Source organism: Phaeovulum sp. W22_SRMD_FR3, from assembly GCF_052113705.1.
GTDB lineage: Bacteria > Pseudomonadota > Alphaproteobacteria > Rhodobacterales > Rhodobacteraceae > JBGQOG01.
In genome coordinates this window covers 11,784-26,831 of record NZ_JBGQOG010000024.1, presented here as the reverse complement: position 1 = coordinate 26,831, position 15,048 = coordinate 11,784, and the positions used below count along the sequence as shown (strand labels likewise).

The window sequence follows — 15,048 nt, the reverse complement described above, 5'->3', positions numbered from 1 at the left end:
CCGGACCCTTGCCCAGCGCCGATGGATTGTCCAGCCCGGCCGCGCTTACTGCGCGAGGACCGCCAGCAGAAGGTGCAGCGGATGTTGGCCCGTGATCCAGGCCAATGTCCCAGCCAGTGAAATCACCAGCGATACGGTCAGCGGCGCCCAGGCGCGCAGGATATCGGCCTGCGTTTCGGGGTCCGCAAAAGGGGCTCTCCGCCCGGATGAGGAAATGCGTTGTGCCATAAGTCCTTTATGAACCGTTCAGGTTGATGAAGTGTTAAAGTCTTATTTTTGTTCAACTTTTATCAATCATTCTGTCCGGGTCTGCACCTTTTGTTAAGCGGCGCCACGCCGGTGCGGTGCCGCGTGCGGCGCGGGTCCTGCGACGGCGCTGCGACAGGACTGCCGCGGGCCCGGAAGCGGTCCCTGTGCCCGGCAGCAGGGGCCGGAGAATGCGACACTGCGGGCCATGGCTTTTTGCGGTGAAACCGGGGTAACTGATCGAAACGGAGGTTCTCATGCCATTCACCGCCCCGAAACCACAGCCACGCGGCTTTGCCCGCCGCGTGCCACCTGCGATCTTTCCGTCCCTTCTGGGCCTGTTGGGGCTGGGGCTGGCATGGCGCCGTGCCGCGCCGGATTTCGGTCTGCCGGGCGGGATAGCCGATCTGGCACTGGGCATGATCAGCGCAGTTTTCTGTTTTGGGATATTGGCTTACACGGCCAAGTTCATGCGACGTCCGGCGGCGGTGGCCGAAGATCTGAAGATTCTGCCGGGCCGGGCGGGGCTTTCCACCATGGCGATGGGCATCTATCTGATGGCGGCGGTGCTGGCGCCCTGGCTGCCGGGCCTGTCTCCGGCGATCCTGTTTCTGGGGCTGGCGGTGCATCTGGTGCTGATAGCGCTGATGCTGGGTGATCTGGTCGAGGCCCCAGCCGAGCAGCGCCGCGTCACCCCGGTGATGCATCTGAGCTATGTCGGCCCGATTGTCGGCGCGCAGATGGCGCTGGCTTTGGGCTATAGCGCGCTGGCGGCGGCGATTTTCTGGATCACCCTGCCGGTGGCGTTGCTGATCTGGTACCGCAGCGCCCGCCAGGCCCTGCGCGAGCGGGTGCCCGCCCCCCTGCGCCCTTTGCTGGCGATCCATCTCTCGCCCGCGGCGCTGATGGGAACGGTGTCGCTGGGCCTTGGCTATCAGACCTTGGCGCTGGCCTTTGCGGTGCTGGCGGCGCTGATCCTGACCGCATTGGTGCTGGGCGCGCGCTGGCTGCTGGCGGCGGGGTTTTCGCCCTTCTGGGGGGCCCTGACCTTTCCGCTCGCGGCGACGGCCACTCTCTGGCTGGCGCTTGGCGGCGCATTGGGCAGCGGCGCCTGGCGCGGCGCGGGCGACGGCGCGCTGATCGCCGCCACGCTGATCATCCCGCCAATCGCGGTCAGGGTGCTGCAGCTTTGGGCCAAGGGCACGCTGGCCATAAAAACCAACGCTGCCACGGCCTGAGCGCGCTTTCGGTCTTGCCAATCCCCCCGGGCCATGAAACAGGGAACCGCCAAACGGAAGCTGCCAAGGAGGGTATCCATGCAGATTCGAGAGGCGCTCACCTTTGACGACGTTCTTCTGGTCCCGGCCGCATCCAGCGTGCTGCCGTCCGAAGCAGACGTGTCCACTTGGGTGACAAAATCCATTCGGATGAACATCCCGCTTCTGTCGTCCGCGATGGATACGGTCACCGAAGCGCGGATGGCGATTGCCATGGCGCAGGCCGGGGGGATCGGGGTGATCCACCGCAACCTCAACATCGAGCAGCAGGCCAATGAGGTCCGCCGGGTGAAGCGGTTTGAATCGGGCGTGGTCTACAACCCGATCACCCTCACCGCCGACCAGACCCTCGCCGATGCGAAAGCGCTGCAAGAGCGCTACAACGTCACCGGCTTCCCGGTGGTCGATGGCTCGGGCCGTGTGGTGGGCATTGTCACCAACCGTGACATGCGCTTTGCCAGCGACGACAAGACCCCGGTTTCCGCGATGATGACCACCGACAATCTGGCGGTGCTGATGGAGCCTGCCGATCTCGAAACCGCCAAAAGCCTGATGAAGGCGCGGCGGATCGAGAAGCTGCTGGTGACCGATGGCGGCGGCAAGCTGACCGGTCTTCTGACGCTGAAAGACACCGAAAAGGCCGTGCTGAACCCCAATGCCTGCAAGGATGACCTCGGGCGCCTGCGGGTGGCGGCGGCGACCACGGTGGGCGATGCGGGCTATGAACGCTCGGTCGCGCTGATCGAGGCGGGCTGCGATCTGATCGTGATCGACACCGCGCATGGCCATTCCGAGGGCGTGGCGCGGGCGGTGGCACGGGTCAAGGCCTATAATTCGGCGGTGCAGGTGGTGGCGGGCAATGTGGCCACTGCTTCGGCTACCAAGGCGCTGATCGACGCCGGTGCCGATGCGGTCAAGGTGGGCATCGGCCCGGGCTCGATCTGCACCACGCGGATCGTGGCGGGTGTGGGTGTGCCGCAGCTGACCGCGATCATGGATGCGGCTTCGGGCGCCGATGGCATCCCGGTGATCGCCGATGGCGGCATCAAGTTTTCGGGCGACTTCGCCAAGGCGATCGCGGCGGGCGCTTCCTGCGCCATGGTCGGCTCGGCCATCGCGGGCACGGATGAAAGCCCCGGTGAGGTGATCCTCTATCAGGGCCGTTCGTTCAAATCCTACCGTGGCATGGGCAGCCTTGGCGCCATGGCGCGCGGCTCGGCCGACCGCTACTTCCAGAAGGATGCGGCCTCGGACAAGCTGGTGCCGGAAGGCATCGAGGGTCAGGTGCCCTACAAAGGCTCTTGCGCGGCGGTGATCCACCAGCTGGTGGGCGGCCTGCGCGCGGCGATGGGCTATACCGGCAGCCGCACGGTGGCCGAGATGAAGGGCGGCTGCGAATTCGTCCGCATCACCGGCGCCGGGCTGAAGGAAAGCCATGTGCACGACGTGCAGATCACCCGCGAAAGCCCGAACTACCGCATCGGCTGATCGGTTCGCTTGCGTGACAAAAGGCCCCCGTTCATCAGAACGGGGGCCTTTTTCGTCGGGGCATGACCTGCGGTGGTGGGAATGCTGTCAGGCGGCCTTGGGGGCCAGCGCCTCCGCATCGGACATGTCTTTGTGACGCGCCACCGGCAGCGGTGCCGGTTTCATGAACAGGGCCGCGGCGAGCCCGATCAGCAAAAGCGCCGCCCCGGTCAGATAGATCGGGGTGAAGGCCTGCGAGTAGAGATCGCCGACCAGGTGCTGGCTCTCGGCGGGCAGGGCGGCCAGCATTTTCGGCGTCAGCTCGGCCACATTCGCCACGCCGGGGATGGCGGTCAGTTTCGAGGCCAGCCCCTGCGACAGGATCGCGCCGTATATCGAGATGGCGATGGCCGCGCCTCCCATCCGGGTCAGCGTCACCGCACCGGTGGCGGCGCCCACATCTTGCTTGGGTGCCGCGTTCTGCACGCCGATCACCGGCGCCTGCTGGCCCAGCCCGATGCCGAACCCTTGCAGCAGCATCAGCGTGCCGATCATGAGCAGCGGCGTGCCGGCATGGGTCTGGCTGATCCCCACCAGCATTGCCATGCTGATGCATTGCCCGGTGATCAGATAGCGCTTGAAATGGCCGCTGCTGGCAATCAGCCGCCCCGCGCTCATCGAGCCGATGACGATGCCGCCGGTCAGCGCAATGAAGAACAGCCCCGCCCGCGACGGGCTGAGCCCGGTGGTGGTCTGCAGATAGAGCGCGATGTAATTCACCAGCCCGATGCCCGTCGCCCCCGAGGTGATCGCCACGATCAGCAGGAGCGGGATCACCGGCTTGCGGAACAGATGCAGCGGCACGATGGGCTCGGGCGCGCGGCGCTCGATCTGCACCCAGACCAGGGCGGAGACACAGCCAAGGACCAGCACGCCCAGCGCCGCCGGGGTCAGCAGGCCGCCGAAGATCTGGCCGCTGTCCGCCCAGAGCACCAGCGAGGCGATGGTCAGCGCCAGCGTCAGCGCGCCCCAATAGTCGATCTTGGGCGTGCGCAGCGGGCGGCGGTAGGGCAGCATGATGATCAGCCCCGCCAGCGCGATGGCCCCGATCGGCAGGTTGACCAGAAAGATCGAGCGCCAGCCGAAAGCATCCGACAAAAAGCCGCCCAAGGTCGGGCCGATGCTGCCCGAGGCCATCAGCATCAGGCTGGAAAAACTTTGGTATTTGGCGCGCTCGCGCGGCTCGAACAGATCGGCATTGACCGAAAAGATCGAGACCATGATGCCGCCGCCGCCCAAGCCCTGCAGCACCCGCGCCGCGATCAGGCTGTCCATTGACCAGGCGAAGCCGCAGGCCAGCGACCCTACGAGGAACAGGCTGACCGCCGCCAGCATCACATATTTGCGGCCAAAGAGATCGCCGAGTTTCCCGTAGATCGGCATCATCGCACTCGTGGCGAGCAGATAGGCCGAGCCGACCCAACCGAAGCGCTCAACCGCGCCGAATTCTGCGACAATCGTCGGCAAGGCGGTGGAGACGATCTGGTTGTCGAGCGTCGCCATGAACAGGGTGAGCATCAAAAAGCAAAAGACGATCAGCCGTTTGCGCGGATCTGCGACCAGAGGCCCCAGATCAGGCCGCCGGTCAGGCCCTGTATCAGGCCCCCGGTCAGCCCCCTGATCAGACCGGATGCGTTGCGCCGCAGCAGAGTGGGCGCTATCGAGGGGGGAAGAGGATAAAGGGGGCATGGGACATCCGTTTGTGGCTTGTCTATATGTGTGCTGATGGCATATAAATGTCAACAGCACATATTTGCCGGTCCTTTCACCGCCGTTTGAAGGAGAGATGACATGACCCAGAGCTCGGATCCGGCCCGCCCGGCGCCTGAGGCCGCGCCTGTGGCTGGGGCCGCGGCTGTGGCAGGGGGCGGACTGCCCTCGGCCAATCAATCGCTCGACGCCAGCATGCGGCCGGAAGTATTGCAGGTTTCCGATGTGATGCGCCGCTGGCGGGTGTTGATTGGCCGGCGGATCATTTCGCGGCGCGCGATTGCCAATGTCGACCCGCGGATCGATCTGTCGCATGTGGATGTGCTCGATGTGGTGCGGCAATTGCAGCAGGATTCAGAGGCGACCGTGGGCGGCGTGGCGCGTGCGATGCGCATCGATCCGTCGCGCGGCAGCCGGATCATTGCCGATATGGTCGAGGAGGGGCTGTTGCTGCGCGATGTCTCGGCGCAGGATTCGCGCCGCGCGGTGATCCGCCGCTCGGCACTGGGCGAGGCGTTGCAGGCGGAATTGCGCAAGGTGAAAATGGCGCTCCTGGAGGATATTCTGGGGGAATGGGCACCGGGCGAGGCAGAGGAATTCGCGCGGCTCTTTGCAAAATTCGTGACCGCGATGGAGGCGGCCTCGGGGGAAAGCAGCGAGGGTTGCGCGGGGTGAGACCCTGGGCGGGGGGCGCTGCCCCCCCCGGCCTGCGGCCGCCCCCCCGAGGTATTTTGGCCAAGAAGAAAGGCACTTTGACCAAGAAAAAGCGGCGCTGCGGTCGTGCGGTGCTGCTCAGGCGGGCAGGTGGAAGTGGTCGCCGGGGTTGGCGGCGCGAAAGCGGTCGGGGGCGATGCCCTCGGCCGCAAGCGCGGCGGCGAGGCGGTGCACCGGGTCTTCGCGGGGCTCGTCGGTCAGTTGGAAGACGCCCCAATGGATGCCGATCGCGTGGAGTGCCCCGGTGTCGCGCATGATCTTGACCGCTTCGGACGGGTCAGTGTGTTGGGCGGCCATGAACCAGCGGGGGCTGTAGGCGCCGATGGGCAGCAAGGCGATGTCCGGGGCGCCAAAGCGCGCATGCATGGCGCGGAAGATGGCGCCGGTACCATAGCCGGTGTCGCCGGCGAAATAGACCTGCCCCGGATCGGTTTGCAACATGAAGCCCGCCCAGAGCGCCTCGCGGCGGTCGCCGAGACCGCGGGCGGACCAATGCTGGGCGGGCACGAGGTGCACCCTGGCGGTCGGGGTCAGCGCGATGCTGTCGCCCCAGTCGCCGGCCACCACGCGGGCACCGGGCACGGCCGCTGTAATCCGGGCATCATTGCCGAGCGGGGTGACGATCAGCGGCTGATGGCGGGCCTGCAGGCGGCGCAGGGTGCGGAGGTCGAGATGGTCGTAGTGGTTGTGCGACACGAGCACCGCGTCGATGGGCGGCAGGTCGTCAAAGGCGATGCCGGGGGCGGTGACGCGTTTCGGCCCGGCAAAGCGCAGCGGGCTGGCGCGGTCGGACCAGACCGGATCGGTGAGGATGTTGAGGCCATTCGCCTGCACCAGGGCGGTGGCATGACCGACCATGGTGACCCGCAGGCCGGTCACCCGCGCCGCGGGGACGGCCGGGCGCACCGGCACGGATTTGGGCCAGCGCGCGGTGGTTTCGCCGAGTTTCCAGCGCAAGATGTCGCCGAGCGAGCGGTCGGTGTCGGGGTGGCCGGGGTTGAAGAACCGGCGGCCGTCGAAGTGATCGCTGACGGGGCGGTGCGGATGTGGTCTGCGCTGTCTCATGGATCCCTGTCTGTCTCATGCCCCGTCGGGCAAAGCGCGGTTGTAGCACGGGCCGGGGGGGAATGTCGCGGGCAGGCTTGCTTGACGTGGGGGCCGGGGCCCGATGATCCGGGGCAGTGTGATCCGGGGCGCGGTCTTCCGGGGCGTGATGGTCTGCCGCGTGGTGGCCGGTTGCTCGGCGGCAGGTCGCTCGGTGGTCAGCCGCGCGGCGGTACCTGAGCGCTGTCGCCTGAGGGCCTGTGCGGTGGGAAGGCGTGCCTCGGATGCGGCCGCGATGCGCGGGGGGTGCCGTCGGGGTATGAAACAGCCGCCGGACCCGGGCAGGGCGCGGCGGCTGTTTCGGAAGAGAGGCCGGGCGCGGGGCGCTGTGGCCCCTCAGACGGTGCGGGGCCGCAGCGCGGGCCCCGGCGCCTTTATTCCCATTCGATGGTTCCCGGCGGTTTTGAAGTGATGTCATAGGTGCAGCGGTTGATGCCCTTGACTTCATTGATGATCCGCGTGGCTGTTTCGCCAAGGAAATCATGGCTGAACGGATAGTAGTCCGCTGTCATCCCGTCCACAGAGGTCACCGCGCGCAGGGCACAGGCGAAATCATAGGTGCGCCCGTCGCCCATCACGCCGACGGTTTTCACCGGCAGAATGGCGACGAAAGCTTGCCAGATTTCATCGTAGAGCCCGTGTTTGCGGATCTGGTCGATGAAAACCGCATCGGCCTTTTGCAGGATCGCCAACTTTTCGCGGGTGATCTCGCCCGGGCAGCGGATGGCCAGACCCGGCCCCGGGAAGGGGTGGCGGCCGATGAAGCTCGCCGGCAGGCCGAGTTCGTGGCCGAGGGCGCGCACTTCGTCTTTGAAAAGCTCGCGCAGGGGTTCGACCAGTTTCAGGCCCATCTTCTCCGGCAGCCCGCCCACGTTGTGGTGCGATTTGATGGTCACCGATGGGCCGCCCGAGAAGGAAACGCTTTCGATCACATCCGGGTAGAGCGTGCCTTGCGCGAGGAATTCCGCACCGTCGATCTGATTGGCGTATTTCTGGAAGACATCAATGAAGAGCTTGCCGATGGTCTTGCGCTTCACCTCGGGGTCGGAAACCCCTTCCAGCGCGCCGAGGAAGAGATCGGACTCGTCGGCATGGATCAGCGGGATGTTGTAATTGTCGCGGAACATCTTGACGACTTCCGCCGCCTCGTTGAGGCGCAGGAGGCCGTGGTCGACGAAGACGCAGGTCAGCTGGTCGCCGATGGCTTCGTGGATCAGCACGGCGGCCACCGAGCTGTCGACGCCGCCGGAGAGGCCGCAGATCACCTTTTTATCGCCGACCTGGGCGCGGATCTTGGCGATCGCATCGTCCTTGTAGGCGCCCATCGTCCAGTCGCCGGTAAAGCCCGCGATCTTGATGAAATTCTCATAGAGCGTGGCGCCGTTCGGGGTGTGATGCACCTCCGGGTGGAACTGCACGGCGTAGAAGTGGCGGCTGACATCGGCGGTGATCGCGAAGGGGGCATTGGGCGAGGTGCCGTAGACCTCAAATCCCGGCGCGATCTGGCTGACGTGGTCGCCGTGGCTCATCCAGACCTGCTCGCGGCCCTCAAGGAACCAGCCGTTGAGGAGCGGGTTGCGCGCCTCGGACGGGGTCACATAGGCGCGGCCGAATTCGGCGGTGCCGTGGCCGCTCTCTACCTTGCCGCCGAGGCATTCCATCATCACCTGCTGGCCGTAGCAGATCCCGAGGATCGGCACGCCGAGGGTGAAGGCGGTGGCGGGCGGGCGGGGGGAACCCTCCCGGGTGACGCTGTCCGGTCCGCCCGAGAAGATGATCGCTTGGGGGGCGAAATCGGCCAGGAAGGCATCGGTGACCTTCTGGAACGGATGGATTTCGCAATAGACATTCAGTTCCCGCAGGCGGCGCGCGATCAGCTGCGTCACCTGAGAGCCGAAGTCGATGATGAGGAGGCGTTGATGCTGGGTCATGTGCGGGGAATAATGGCGCATGCGCGGGCTGGCAAGGGGGAACCGGGGGCCAGCCCCCGGACCCCCGAGGTATTTTTGCCAAGAAGAAAGGATAAGGCCGCGCGACGTGGCCCGCGCGGCCTTGTGGGGTTATTTTCCCGGGATCAGGCCACGGGGGCTGAAGCGCAGGACGAGGAGGAGGATCAGCCCCATCGTCAGCAGGCGCATATGGGCGGCGCTGTCGAGGAGGTGCTGTTTCAGCGCGCCATCCGCCATGCCGGAAGTGATCAGGTGCAAAAGGCCATTGCCCCAGGGTTCGACCTTGATCCAGAGGAACCAGATCAGCATGCCGCCGAGCACCGAGCCCCAGTTGGAGCCGGAGCCGCCGACGATCACCATCACCCAGATCAGGAAGGTGAAGCGCAACGGGTTGTAGGAACCCGGCGTCATCTGGCCGTCCAGCGTGATCATCATCGCGCCCGCGAGGCCGCAGACGGCGGAGCCGAGGATGAAGATCTGCAGATGGCGGCGGGTCACATGTTTGCCCATGGCGGCGGCCGCCGTCTCATTGTCGCGGATGGCGCGCATCATGCGGCCCCAGGGGCTGTTCAGCGCCTTTTCGCTGAGCCAGATCAGGGTCAGGAGCACGATGAGGAAGAGGCCGGTGTAGAGGAATTTCACCAGCAGCGTCGAGGCGGTGACCGGGTCGAGGCCGAGGCCTGCGGCATGTGCAACAAAGCCCGGGTCGGCTTGCAGGTCGATCTCATAGGGGACCGGGCGCGGCAGGCCGATGATGTTTTTCACGCCGCGGGCCAGCCAGTCTTCGTTTTTGAGGACCGCGATGATGATCTCGCCGATGCCGAGCGTGGCGATGGCGAGATAGTCGGAGCGCAGGCCGAGGGCGGTTTTGCCGACGCCCCAGGCGGCGAGGGCGGCAAAGAGCGCGCCGACCGGCCAGCTGAACAGGATTGGCAGGCCGAACCCGCCGAGATTGCCGGCGGCCGAGGGGTTGATCGCCTCGATCGCCGCGACGGCGGGGTCAAAGACCGCACGGAAGGCGAAGAAGCCGCCGATCAGCAGGGCGAGCATGGCGAGGGCGCGCGCACGTCCCGTCATGCGGCGGTAGAGCGCGGTGGCTCCGACCAGCACCAGCGCCGCAAGGAGGAAGGCCGCGATGATCTGCCAGCCGCCGGCCTGAAAGGCGCCGGGGGTGGGCGCGGTGGCGATCAGCACCGGCGCGAGGCCGCCGAGGGCCACAAAGCCGACGATCCCGGAGTTGAAAAGCCCCGCGTAGCCCCATTGCATGTTCACGCCGAGCGCCATGATGGCCGAGATCAGCCCCATGTTGAGGATGCCAAGCGCCGAATTCCAGCTGCCGGTGACGCCCTCGAACAGGATCAGCGCGGCCATGGCGGCGAAAAGGATGAGGTTCCGGGTCATACCGATTTCCCCTTGAAAAGGCCGGTGGGCTTGAAGAGCAGCACGATGATCAGGATCGCAAAGCTGACCGCGAATTTATACTCGGTGGACATCAGTTGCAGCAGACCGTCGGGCGCGAGGCTGTCGGGCAAGAGGTAGCCCGCGACTTTCTTGAAGGCATAGGTCACCGAAACTTCGGAAAAGGCGATGACGAAACCGCCCGCGATGGCGCCCAACGGATTGCCGAGGCCACCGACGATGGCCGCGGCGAAAATGGGAAGAAGGAGCTGGAAGTAGTTGAAGGCCTTGAAGCTTTTGTCCAGCCCGTAGAGCGTGCCCGCGATGGTGGCGAGGGCTGCCGCGATGATCCAGGTGATCATCACCACCCGCTCGGGGTTGATGCCCGAGAGGAGGGCGAGGTTTTCATTGTCGGAAAACGCCCGCATGGATTTGCCGGTCCGGGTGCGGTTGAGGAACCAAAACAGCGCCCAGACCACCAGCACGGCGGTGATCAGCGTGATCACTTGCGTCGAGCGCAGGGCGAGGCCCTCGGCAAGGCCGGTGGCATCCTTGAACCCTTTGGCGGTGATCACGAAACGCGCACCATCGTCGAACTGGATCTCATCCACGCCGATCAGAAAGCGGGTGATGCCGTTCATGATGAACATCACACCGACCGATACCATCACCAGGATGATCGGATCGGCCTTGGTCTTGCGGTAAAAGCGGTAGACGGCGCGGTCGGTCAGCAGCACGAGCGTGGCGGTGATCGCGATGCCGATGGGCAAAGCGAGGAGGGCCGTGGGCAGCGGCGCGATGCTGATGCCCGCCGCCTGCAGGCCCCAGGTCACGAAGATGGTGGCGGCGGTGCCAAAGGCCATCGTGTCGCCATGCGCGAAGTTCGAGAACCGCAGGATGCCATAGATCAGCGTGACGCCGAGCGCGCCCAGCGCCAGTTGCGCGCCATAAGAGGCGGCGGGGATCAGCACGAAATTGGCCAATACGACCAAAGCGTTGAGAATATCCATGTCAGCCCCCGAGGAAGGTGCGGCGAACTTCCGGATTGGCCATCAGGGCCGCGCCGGTGTCGGTGTAAGCATTGGCGCCCTGCACGAGCACATAGCCCATGTCCGCGATTTCAAGCGCCTGACGGGCGTTCTGTTCCACCATCAGGATCGAGATGCCGGTGCGGGCCACCTCGATGATCCGGTCGAACAGCTCATCCATCACGATCGGGCTGACCCCGGCGGTGGGTTCATCCAGCAGGAGAAGCTTCGGCTGCGTCATCAGCGCGCGGCCCACGGCGACTTGCTGGCGTTGCCCGCCCGACAGCTCGCCCGCAGGCTGGCGCCGTTTGTCGCGCAGGATCGGGAACAGGTCATAGACCTGCTCGATGGTGGCGCGGAAATCATCGCGGCGCAGGAAGGCACCCATCTCGAGGTTTTCCTCGACCGACATCGAGGGGAAGACGTTATGCGTCTGCGGCACAAAGCCCATGCCCTTGGCCACCCGGTCCTGTGGTGAGAGGCCGGTGATGTCGATGCCGTCCAGCGTCACTTGGCCCTGACGCAGGTTCAGCATGCCGAACACCGCCTTCATCGCGGTGGATTTGCCGGCGCCGTTCGGGCCGACGATCACTGCGATCTGACCTTTTTCCACGGTCAGCGTGCAGCCGTGCAGAATGTCGGTGGCCCCATAGCCGCCGGTCATGTTTTCCGCTGTCAGAAAGCTCATACCCCGGCCTCCTGTTGCAACTTGTCTTTGTTTTTCAATCCGGTGCCGAGGTAAGCCTCAATCACCGCCTCGTTTTGCATGATGCTTTCGGCAGAGCCTTCGGCCAGCACCTTGCCCTCGGCCATCACGATGACCGGGTCGCAGAGGCGGCCGATGAAATCCATGTCATGCTCGATCACGCAGAACGTATAGCCACGTTCCTTGTTCAGCCGGACGATGGCATCGCCGATGGTATTGAGCAGCGTCCGGTTCACCCCGGCGCCGACCTCATCCAGAAACACGATCTTGGCCTCAACCATCATCGTGCGACCCAGCTCCAGCAGCTTTTTCTGCCCGCCCGAGAGATTGCCCGCCTTTTCGTCCTTGAGATGCGAAATCGTCAGGAAATCAAGCACCTCGTCGGCTTTCCTCAACAAGGCCGCCTCTTCGGTGGCGATGCGCGCGCGATTGAACCAGGTGTTCCACAGCACTTCGCCCGATTGCCCGGCGGGCACCATCATCAGGTTCTCGCGCACCGACATCGAGCCGAATTCATGCGCGATCTGAAAGGTGCGCAAGAGCCCCTTGTGGAACAATTCATGCGGCGGCAGGCCGGTGATATCCTCGCCATCCATGATGACACGGCCGGAGGTTGGTTGATGAACCCCCGCCATCACGTTGAAAAGCGTAGATTTTCCAGCACCGTTCGGGCCGATCAGCCCGGTGATCGAGCCCTTGCGGATCTCGAGGCTGGCGCCATCGACGGCGCGAAATCCGCCGAAATGTTTGTGCAGGTTCTGAACCTGAATCATCGTTCCCCCGATCGGTTGCGACCGTGTCGATGCCCCTTGAGGGCGTTTTTATAATGGAAAACAGCCCGGATCGCTCCGGGCTGTCTGAGGGGTATGGGCTGGGCTTAGCGGTAGCCCAGAACTTCCATCTTGCCGTCCTTGAACTCGATCTCGCGGTAGGTGCCGGCGCTTTCGCCATTGCCGATCAGCTCGAGCGAGGTGGCGCCGACATAGTCGATATCGCCGCCGTCTTTCAGGATTTGCAGACCTTTGGCCAGCTCGCCCGGCAGGATTTTCTCGCCCGGTGCGTTGGCGACATCCATGATCTTGCCTTTGTATTCGGCCGGATCCGAGGAACCCGCCGCTTGCATCGCCAGCATGATCAGCGCCGCCGCGTCATAAGCCTCCGACGAATAGACCGAGGAGCCATCGACGCCCGCAGCTTTGGCCATTTCCATATATTTGTCATGGCCTTCGCCTTCGGAAGCCGGGTTCTGGCCGAAGGAGCCGTTCACTTCCGCACCGAATTTGTCCTCCAGTACCTGGCTGACCATGCCATCGGGGAACATGAACGTGTCAAAGGCGCCCGAGTCGAGCGAACCGCGCACGATGCCCGCGCCGCCCTGGTCGACATAGCCCGCAACCACCAGCACCTGACCACCGGCCGCGGCCAGCGCACCGACTTCGGCAGAGTAATCGGCTTTGCCGTCGTCATGCGCGGCGTCGATGGTCACTTTGCCGCCATTGGCTTCAAAGGCGGTTTTGAAGCTGTCGGCCAGACCCTTGCCATAGTCGTTGTTGGTATAGGTCAGCGCGACTTCGGTGATGTTGCGCTCTTTCAGGATGTCGGCCATGACCTGACCCTGACGGGCGTCCGAGGGCGAGGTGCGGAAGAACAGGCCGTTGTCTTCCATATCCGACAAAGCGGGCGAGGTGGCGGAGGGCGAAATCATCACCATTCCGTTCGGCATGGCGACGTTTTGCAGCGAGGCGCCGGTTTCGCCCGAACACATGCCGCCGACGATGCCCTTCACCTTGTCGGTGGTGATCAGACGCTCCACCGCGGCCGAAGCGGCGGCCGAATCGATGCAGGTGCTGTCCACGCGGACCGAGGTCACGGTCGAGCCGTCGAGCAGCAGGCCCGAATCCGACACTTCCTTCATCGCGATCTCAGCGCCGCCCGCCATCGGCGGGGCCAGGCTCTCCAGCGGGCCGGTGAAGCCGAGCGAGATGCCCAGCTTGATGTCTTCGGCCTGCGCCGCACCCGCGATCAGCGCGGTCGCCGCCGTCGCCAGAAGCAGTTTTTTCATGTGTTCTCTCCCGTATTGGCATCATTTTCTGGCCAAAGCCTACGGTGCCATTTGGGAAAAGAAAAGCGGCGGAAATGCCGTAATGCATCGGCCCCATGCCCGCTGACGTCGCGTCTGGCCTGCAAAGTGCCGCTTTTCTTTGATCGGATGGTCAACGGATGCGGTGGCGGCGCAACGCGCTTACGCTTCGCCGTCATCGTCCTCTTCGAAATCGTCCAGATCGAGAGAATCGAGGTCGCCCATATGCTCCTCATCGCCGCCGCCCCCAGCGCCCGAAGTGCCACGCTCGCGGTAGGGGGTGGTGCCGTAATGCGCGCGGTAGCATTTCGAGAAATGCGAGGGGCTGGCAAAGCCGCAGGCCAGCGCCACGTTGATCACGCTCATTTCCGTTTGCATCAGCAGGTTACGCGCCTTTTGCAGGCGGATTTCCATGTAATAGCGTTTGGGGCTGCGGTTCAGATAGCGGCGGAACAGCCGCTCCAGTTGACGGGTGGACATGCCGACTTCCTCGGCGAGTTTGGCCGGGCTGATCGGGTCCTCGATATGCCCCTCCATCCGCTGGATCACTTGCGCGAGCTTGGGGTGGCGCACGCCGATTCGGGTGGGAATCGACAGGCGCTGGCTGTCCTGATCGGTGCGGATCGAATTGTAGATCAGCTGATCGGCGACGGTATTGGCCAGCTCTTCGCCATGATCGGCCGCGATGATCTTCAGCATGAGGTCGATGGAGGCGGTGCCGCCCGCCGTGCTCATCCGGTTGCCATCAATGACAAAAACCGATTTCGTCAGCAGCACTTCCTCAAATTCCTCAAGGAAGCTGTCCTGATTTTCCCAATGGATCGTCGCGCGTTTGCCGTCCAGAAGCCCGGCCTTGGCCACGGCCCAGGCGCCGGTGCACAGCCCGCCAATCGCCGCCCCGCGCCGCGCCTCGCGCCGCAGCCAGTTCAGGATCGGCTTTGTGGTCGCCTCGGCCACATCAATGCCGCCGCAGACCATGACCGTATCGTCGCGCCCGATCTCATCCAGCCCCAGATCGAGCCGCATCGCCGTGCCGTTGGAACAGGCGGCTTCACGGCCGTTTTCGCCGGCCAGTTTCCACTCATAGACTTTGCGCCCGGCGACTCGATTGGCCAGCCGCAAGGGTTCGATGGCGCCCGCAAAGGACATCATCGTGAACTTGTCGAGCAGCAGAAATATGAAGCGCCGCGCCTTGTCGCCGGGCGCACGGCGCGGCGCGGTGGCAGAGGTGCCGCTGGGGGCAGGAGTTCTTGCGATCATTTGCGACCTGTTGGTGTCGTTCGCGGTAGCAAATCAGCGAATTCGGCGG

Annotated in this window: 13 protein-coding genes; 3 read left to right on the top strand and 10 right to left on the bottom strand. The window is 64.7% G+C overall.

The features are described from left to right. Window positions 1-45: 45 nt before the first annotated feature. A complete protein-coding gene (locus tag ACEN2S_RS20490; RefSeq protein WP_441869986.1) occupies window positions 46-228 on the bottom strand; it encodes a hypothetical protein in 183 nt (60 codons plus the stop codon). A gap of 275 nt (window positions 229-503) precedes the next feature. Here ACEN2S_RS20490 and ACEN2S_RS20485 point away from each other — a divergent pair, with 275 nt between their 5' ends. After that, entirely contained in the window at window positions 504-1,484 is a 981-nt protein-coding gene (locus tag ACEN2S_RS20485; protein WP_441869984.1) for a tellurium resistance protein, read from the top strand. Window positions 1,485-1,562: 78 nt separating this feature from the next. Beyond that, complete coding sequence (gene guaB, locus ACEN2S_RS20480; protein ID WP_441869982.1) at window positions 1,563-3,011, top strand: IMP dehydrogenase; 1,449 nt, start codon at window positions 1,563-1,565, stop codon at window positions 3,009-3,011. A gap of 87 nt (window positions 3,012-3,098) precedes the next feature. On the opposite strand, the gene ACEN2S_RS20475 is transcribed toward guaB, so the two are convergent. Beyond that, window positions 3,099-4,568: an MDR family MFS transporter gene (locus ACEN2S_RS20475; protein ID WP_441869980.1), complete on the bottom strand. Its 1,470-nt coding sequence runs from the start codon at window positions 4,566-4,568 to the stop codon at window positions 3,099-3,101. A gap of 273 nt (window positions 4,569-4,841) precedes the next feature. On the opposite strand from ACEN2S_RS20475, the gene ACEN2S_RS20470 reads away from it, so the two are divergent. Next, window positions 4,842-5,435, top strand: a complete 594-nt coding sequence (locus tag ACEN2S_RS20470; RefSeq protein WP_441869978.1) for a MarR family winged helix-turn-helix transcriptional regulator — start codon at window positions 4,842-4,844, stop codon at window positions 5,433-5,435. A gap of 117 nt (window positions 5,436-5,552) precedes the next feature. Here ACEN2S_RS20470 and ACEN2S_RS20465 read toward each other — a convergent pair whose 3' ends face one another. From ACEN2S_RS20465 to ACEN2S_RS20430, 8 genes are all read right to left on the bottom strand, one after another. Beyond that, complete coding sequence (locus ACEN2S_RS20465) at window positions 5,553-6,539, bottom strand: MBL fold metallo-hydrolase (RefSeq protein WP_441869976.1); 987 nt, start codon at window positions 6,537-6,539, stop codon at window positions 5,553-5,555. Between the two features lie 413 nt (window positions 6,540-6,952). Beyond that, entirely contained in the window at window positions 6,953-8,509 is a 1,557-nt protein-coding gene (gene guaA / locus ACEN2S_RS20460) for a glutamine-hydrolyzing GMP synthase (protein ID WP_441869974.1), read from the bottom strand. Window positions 8,510-8,638: 129 nt separating this feature from the next. Beyond that, the gene (locus ACEN2S_RS20455) at window positions 8,639-9,928 is read right to left on the bottom strand and encodes a branched-chain amino acid ABC transporter permease (protein WP_441869972.1); all 1,290 of its coding nucleotides are present in this window, start codon (window positions 9,926-9,928) and stop codon (window positions 8,639-8,641) included. Further along, window positions 9,925-10,935 (bottom strand): branched-chain amino acid ABC transporter permease, encoded by a 1,011-nt coding sequence (locus ACEN2S_RS20450; RefSeq protein ID WP_441869970.1) that lies wholly within the window; start codon window positions 10,933-10,935, stop codon window positions 9,925-9,927. The genes ACEN2S_RS20455 and ACEN2S_RS20450 overlap by 4 nt, the downstream gene beginning before the upstream one ends. Window position 10,936: 1 nt before the next feature. Further along, entirely contained in the window at window positions 10,937-11,641 is a 705-nt protein-coding gene (locus ACEN2S_RS20445; RefSeq protein WP_441869968.1) for an ABC transporter ATP-binding protein, read from the bottom strand. After that, window positions 11,638-12,432: an ABC transporter ATP-binding protein gene (locus ACEN2S_RS20440; protein ID WP_441869966.1), complete on the bottom strand. Its 795-nt coding sequence runs from the start codon at window positions 12,430-12,432 to the stop codon at window positions 11,638-11,640. Before ACEN2S_RS20440 ends, ACEN2S_RS20445 begins: the two co-directional genes overlap by 4 nt. 104 nt (window positions 12,433-12,536) lie before the next feature. After that, a complete protein-coding gene (locus ACEN2S_RS20435; protein ID WP_441869964.1) occupies window positions 12,537-13,721 on the bottom strand; it encodes an ABC transporter substrate-binding protein in 1,185 nt (394 codons plus the stop codon). Window positions 13,722-13,901: 180 nt separating this feature from the next. Next, entirely contained in the window at window positions 13,902-14,999 is a 1,098-nt protein-coding gene (locus tag ACEN2S_RS20430; protein ID WP_441869962.1) for a GlxA family transcriptional regulator, read from the bottom strand. Window positions 15,000-15,048 lie beyond the last annotated feature (49 nt).

Coding starts and splice junctions, on each gene's coding strand:
- ACEN2S_RS20490 (WP_441869986.1), bottom strand. CDS start 228: ATGGCACAACGCATTTCCTCATCCGGGCGGAGAGCCCCTTTTGCGGAC.
- ACEN2S_RS20485 (WP_441869984.1), top strand. CDS start 504: ATGCCATTCACCGCCCCGAAACCACAGCCACGCGGCTTTGCCCGCCGC.
- guaB (WP_441869982.1), top strand. CDS start 1,563: ATGCAGATTCGAGAGGCGCTCACCTTTGACGACGTTCTTCTGGTCCCG.
- ACEN2S_RS20475 (WP_441869980.1), bottom strand. CDS start 4,568: ATGCTCACCCTGTTCATGGCGACGCTCGACAACCAGATCGTCTCCACC.
- ACEN2S_RS20470 (WP_441869978.1), top strand. CDS start 4,842: ATGACCCAGAGCTCGGATCCGGCCCGCCCGGCGCCTGAGGCCGCGCCT.
- ACEN2S_RS20465 (WP_441869976.1), bottom strand. CDS start 6,539: ATGAGACAGCGCAGACCACATCCGCACCGCCCCGTCAGCGATCACTTC.
- guaA (WP_441869974.1), bottom strand. CDS start 8,509: ATGACCCAGCATCAACGCCTCCTCATCATCGACTTCGGCTCTCAGGTG.
- ACEN2S_RS20455 (WP_441869972.1), bottom strand. CDS start 9,928: ATGACCCGGAACCTCATCCTTTTCGCCGCCATGGCCGCGCTGATCCTG.
- ACEN2S_RS20450 (WP_441869970.1), bottom strand. CDS start 10,935: ATGGATATTCTCAACGCTTTGGTCGTATTGGCCAATTTCGTGCTGATC.
- ACEN2S_RS20445 (WP_441869968.1), bottom strand. CDS start 11,641: ATGAGCTTTCTGACAGCGGAAAACATGACCGGCGGCTATGGGGCCACC.
- ACEN2S_RS20440 (WP_441869966.1), bottom strand. CDS start 12,432: ATGATTCAGGTTCAGAACCTGCACAAACATTTCGGCGGATTTCGCGCC.
- ACEN2S_RS20435 (WP_441869964.1), bottom strand. CDS start 13,721: ATGAAAAAACTGCTTCTGGCGACGGCGGCGACCGCGCTGATCGCGGGT.
- ACEN2S_RS20430 (WP_441869962.1), bottom strand. CDS start 14,999: ATGATCGCAAGAACTCCTGCCCCCAGCGGCACCTCTGCCACCGCGCCG.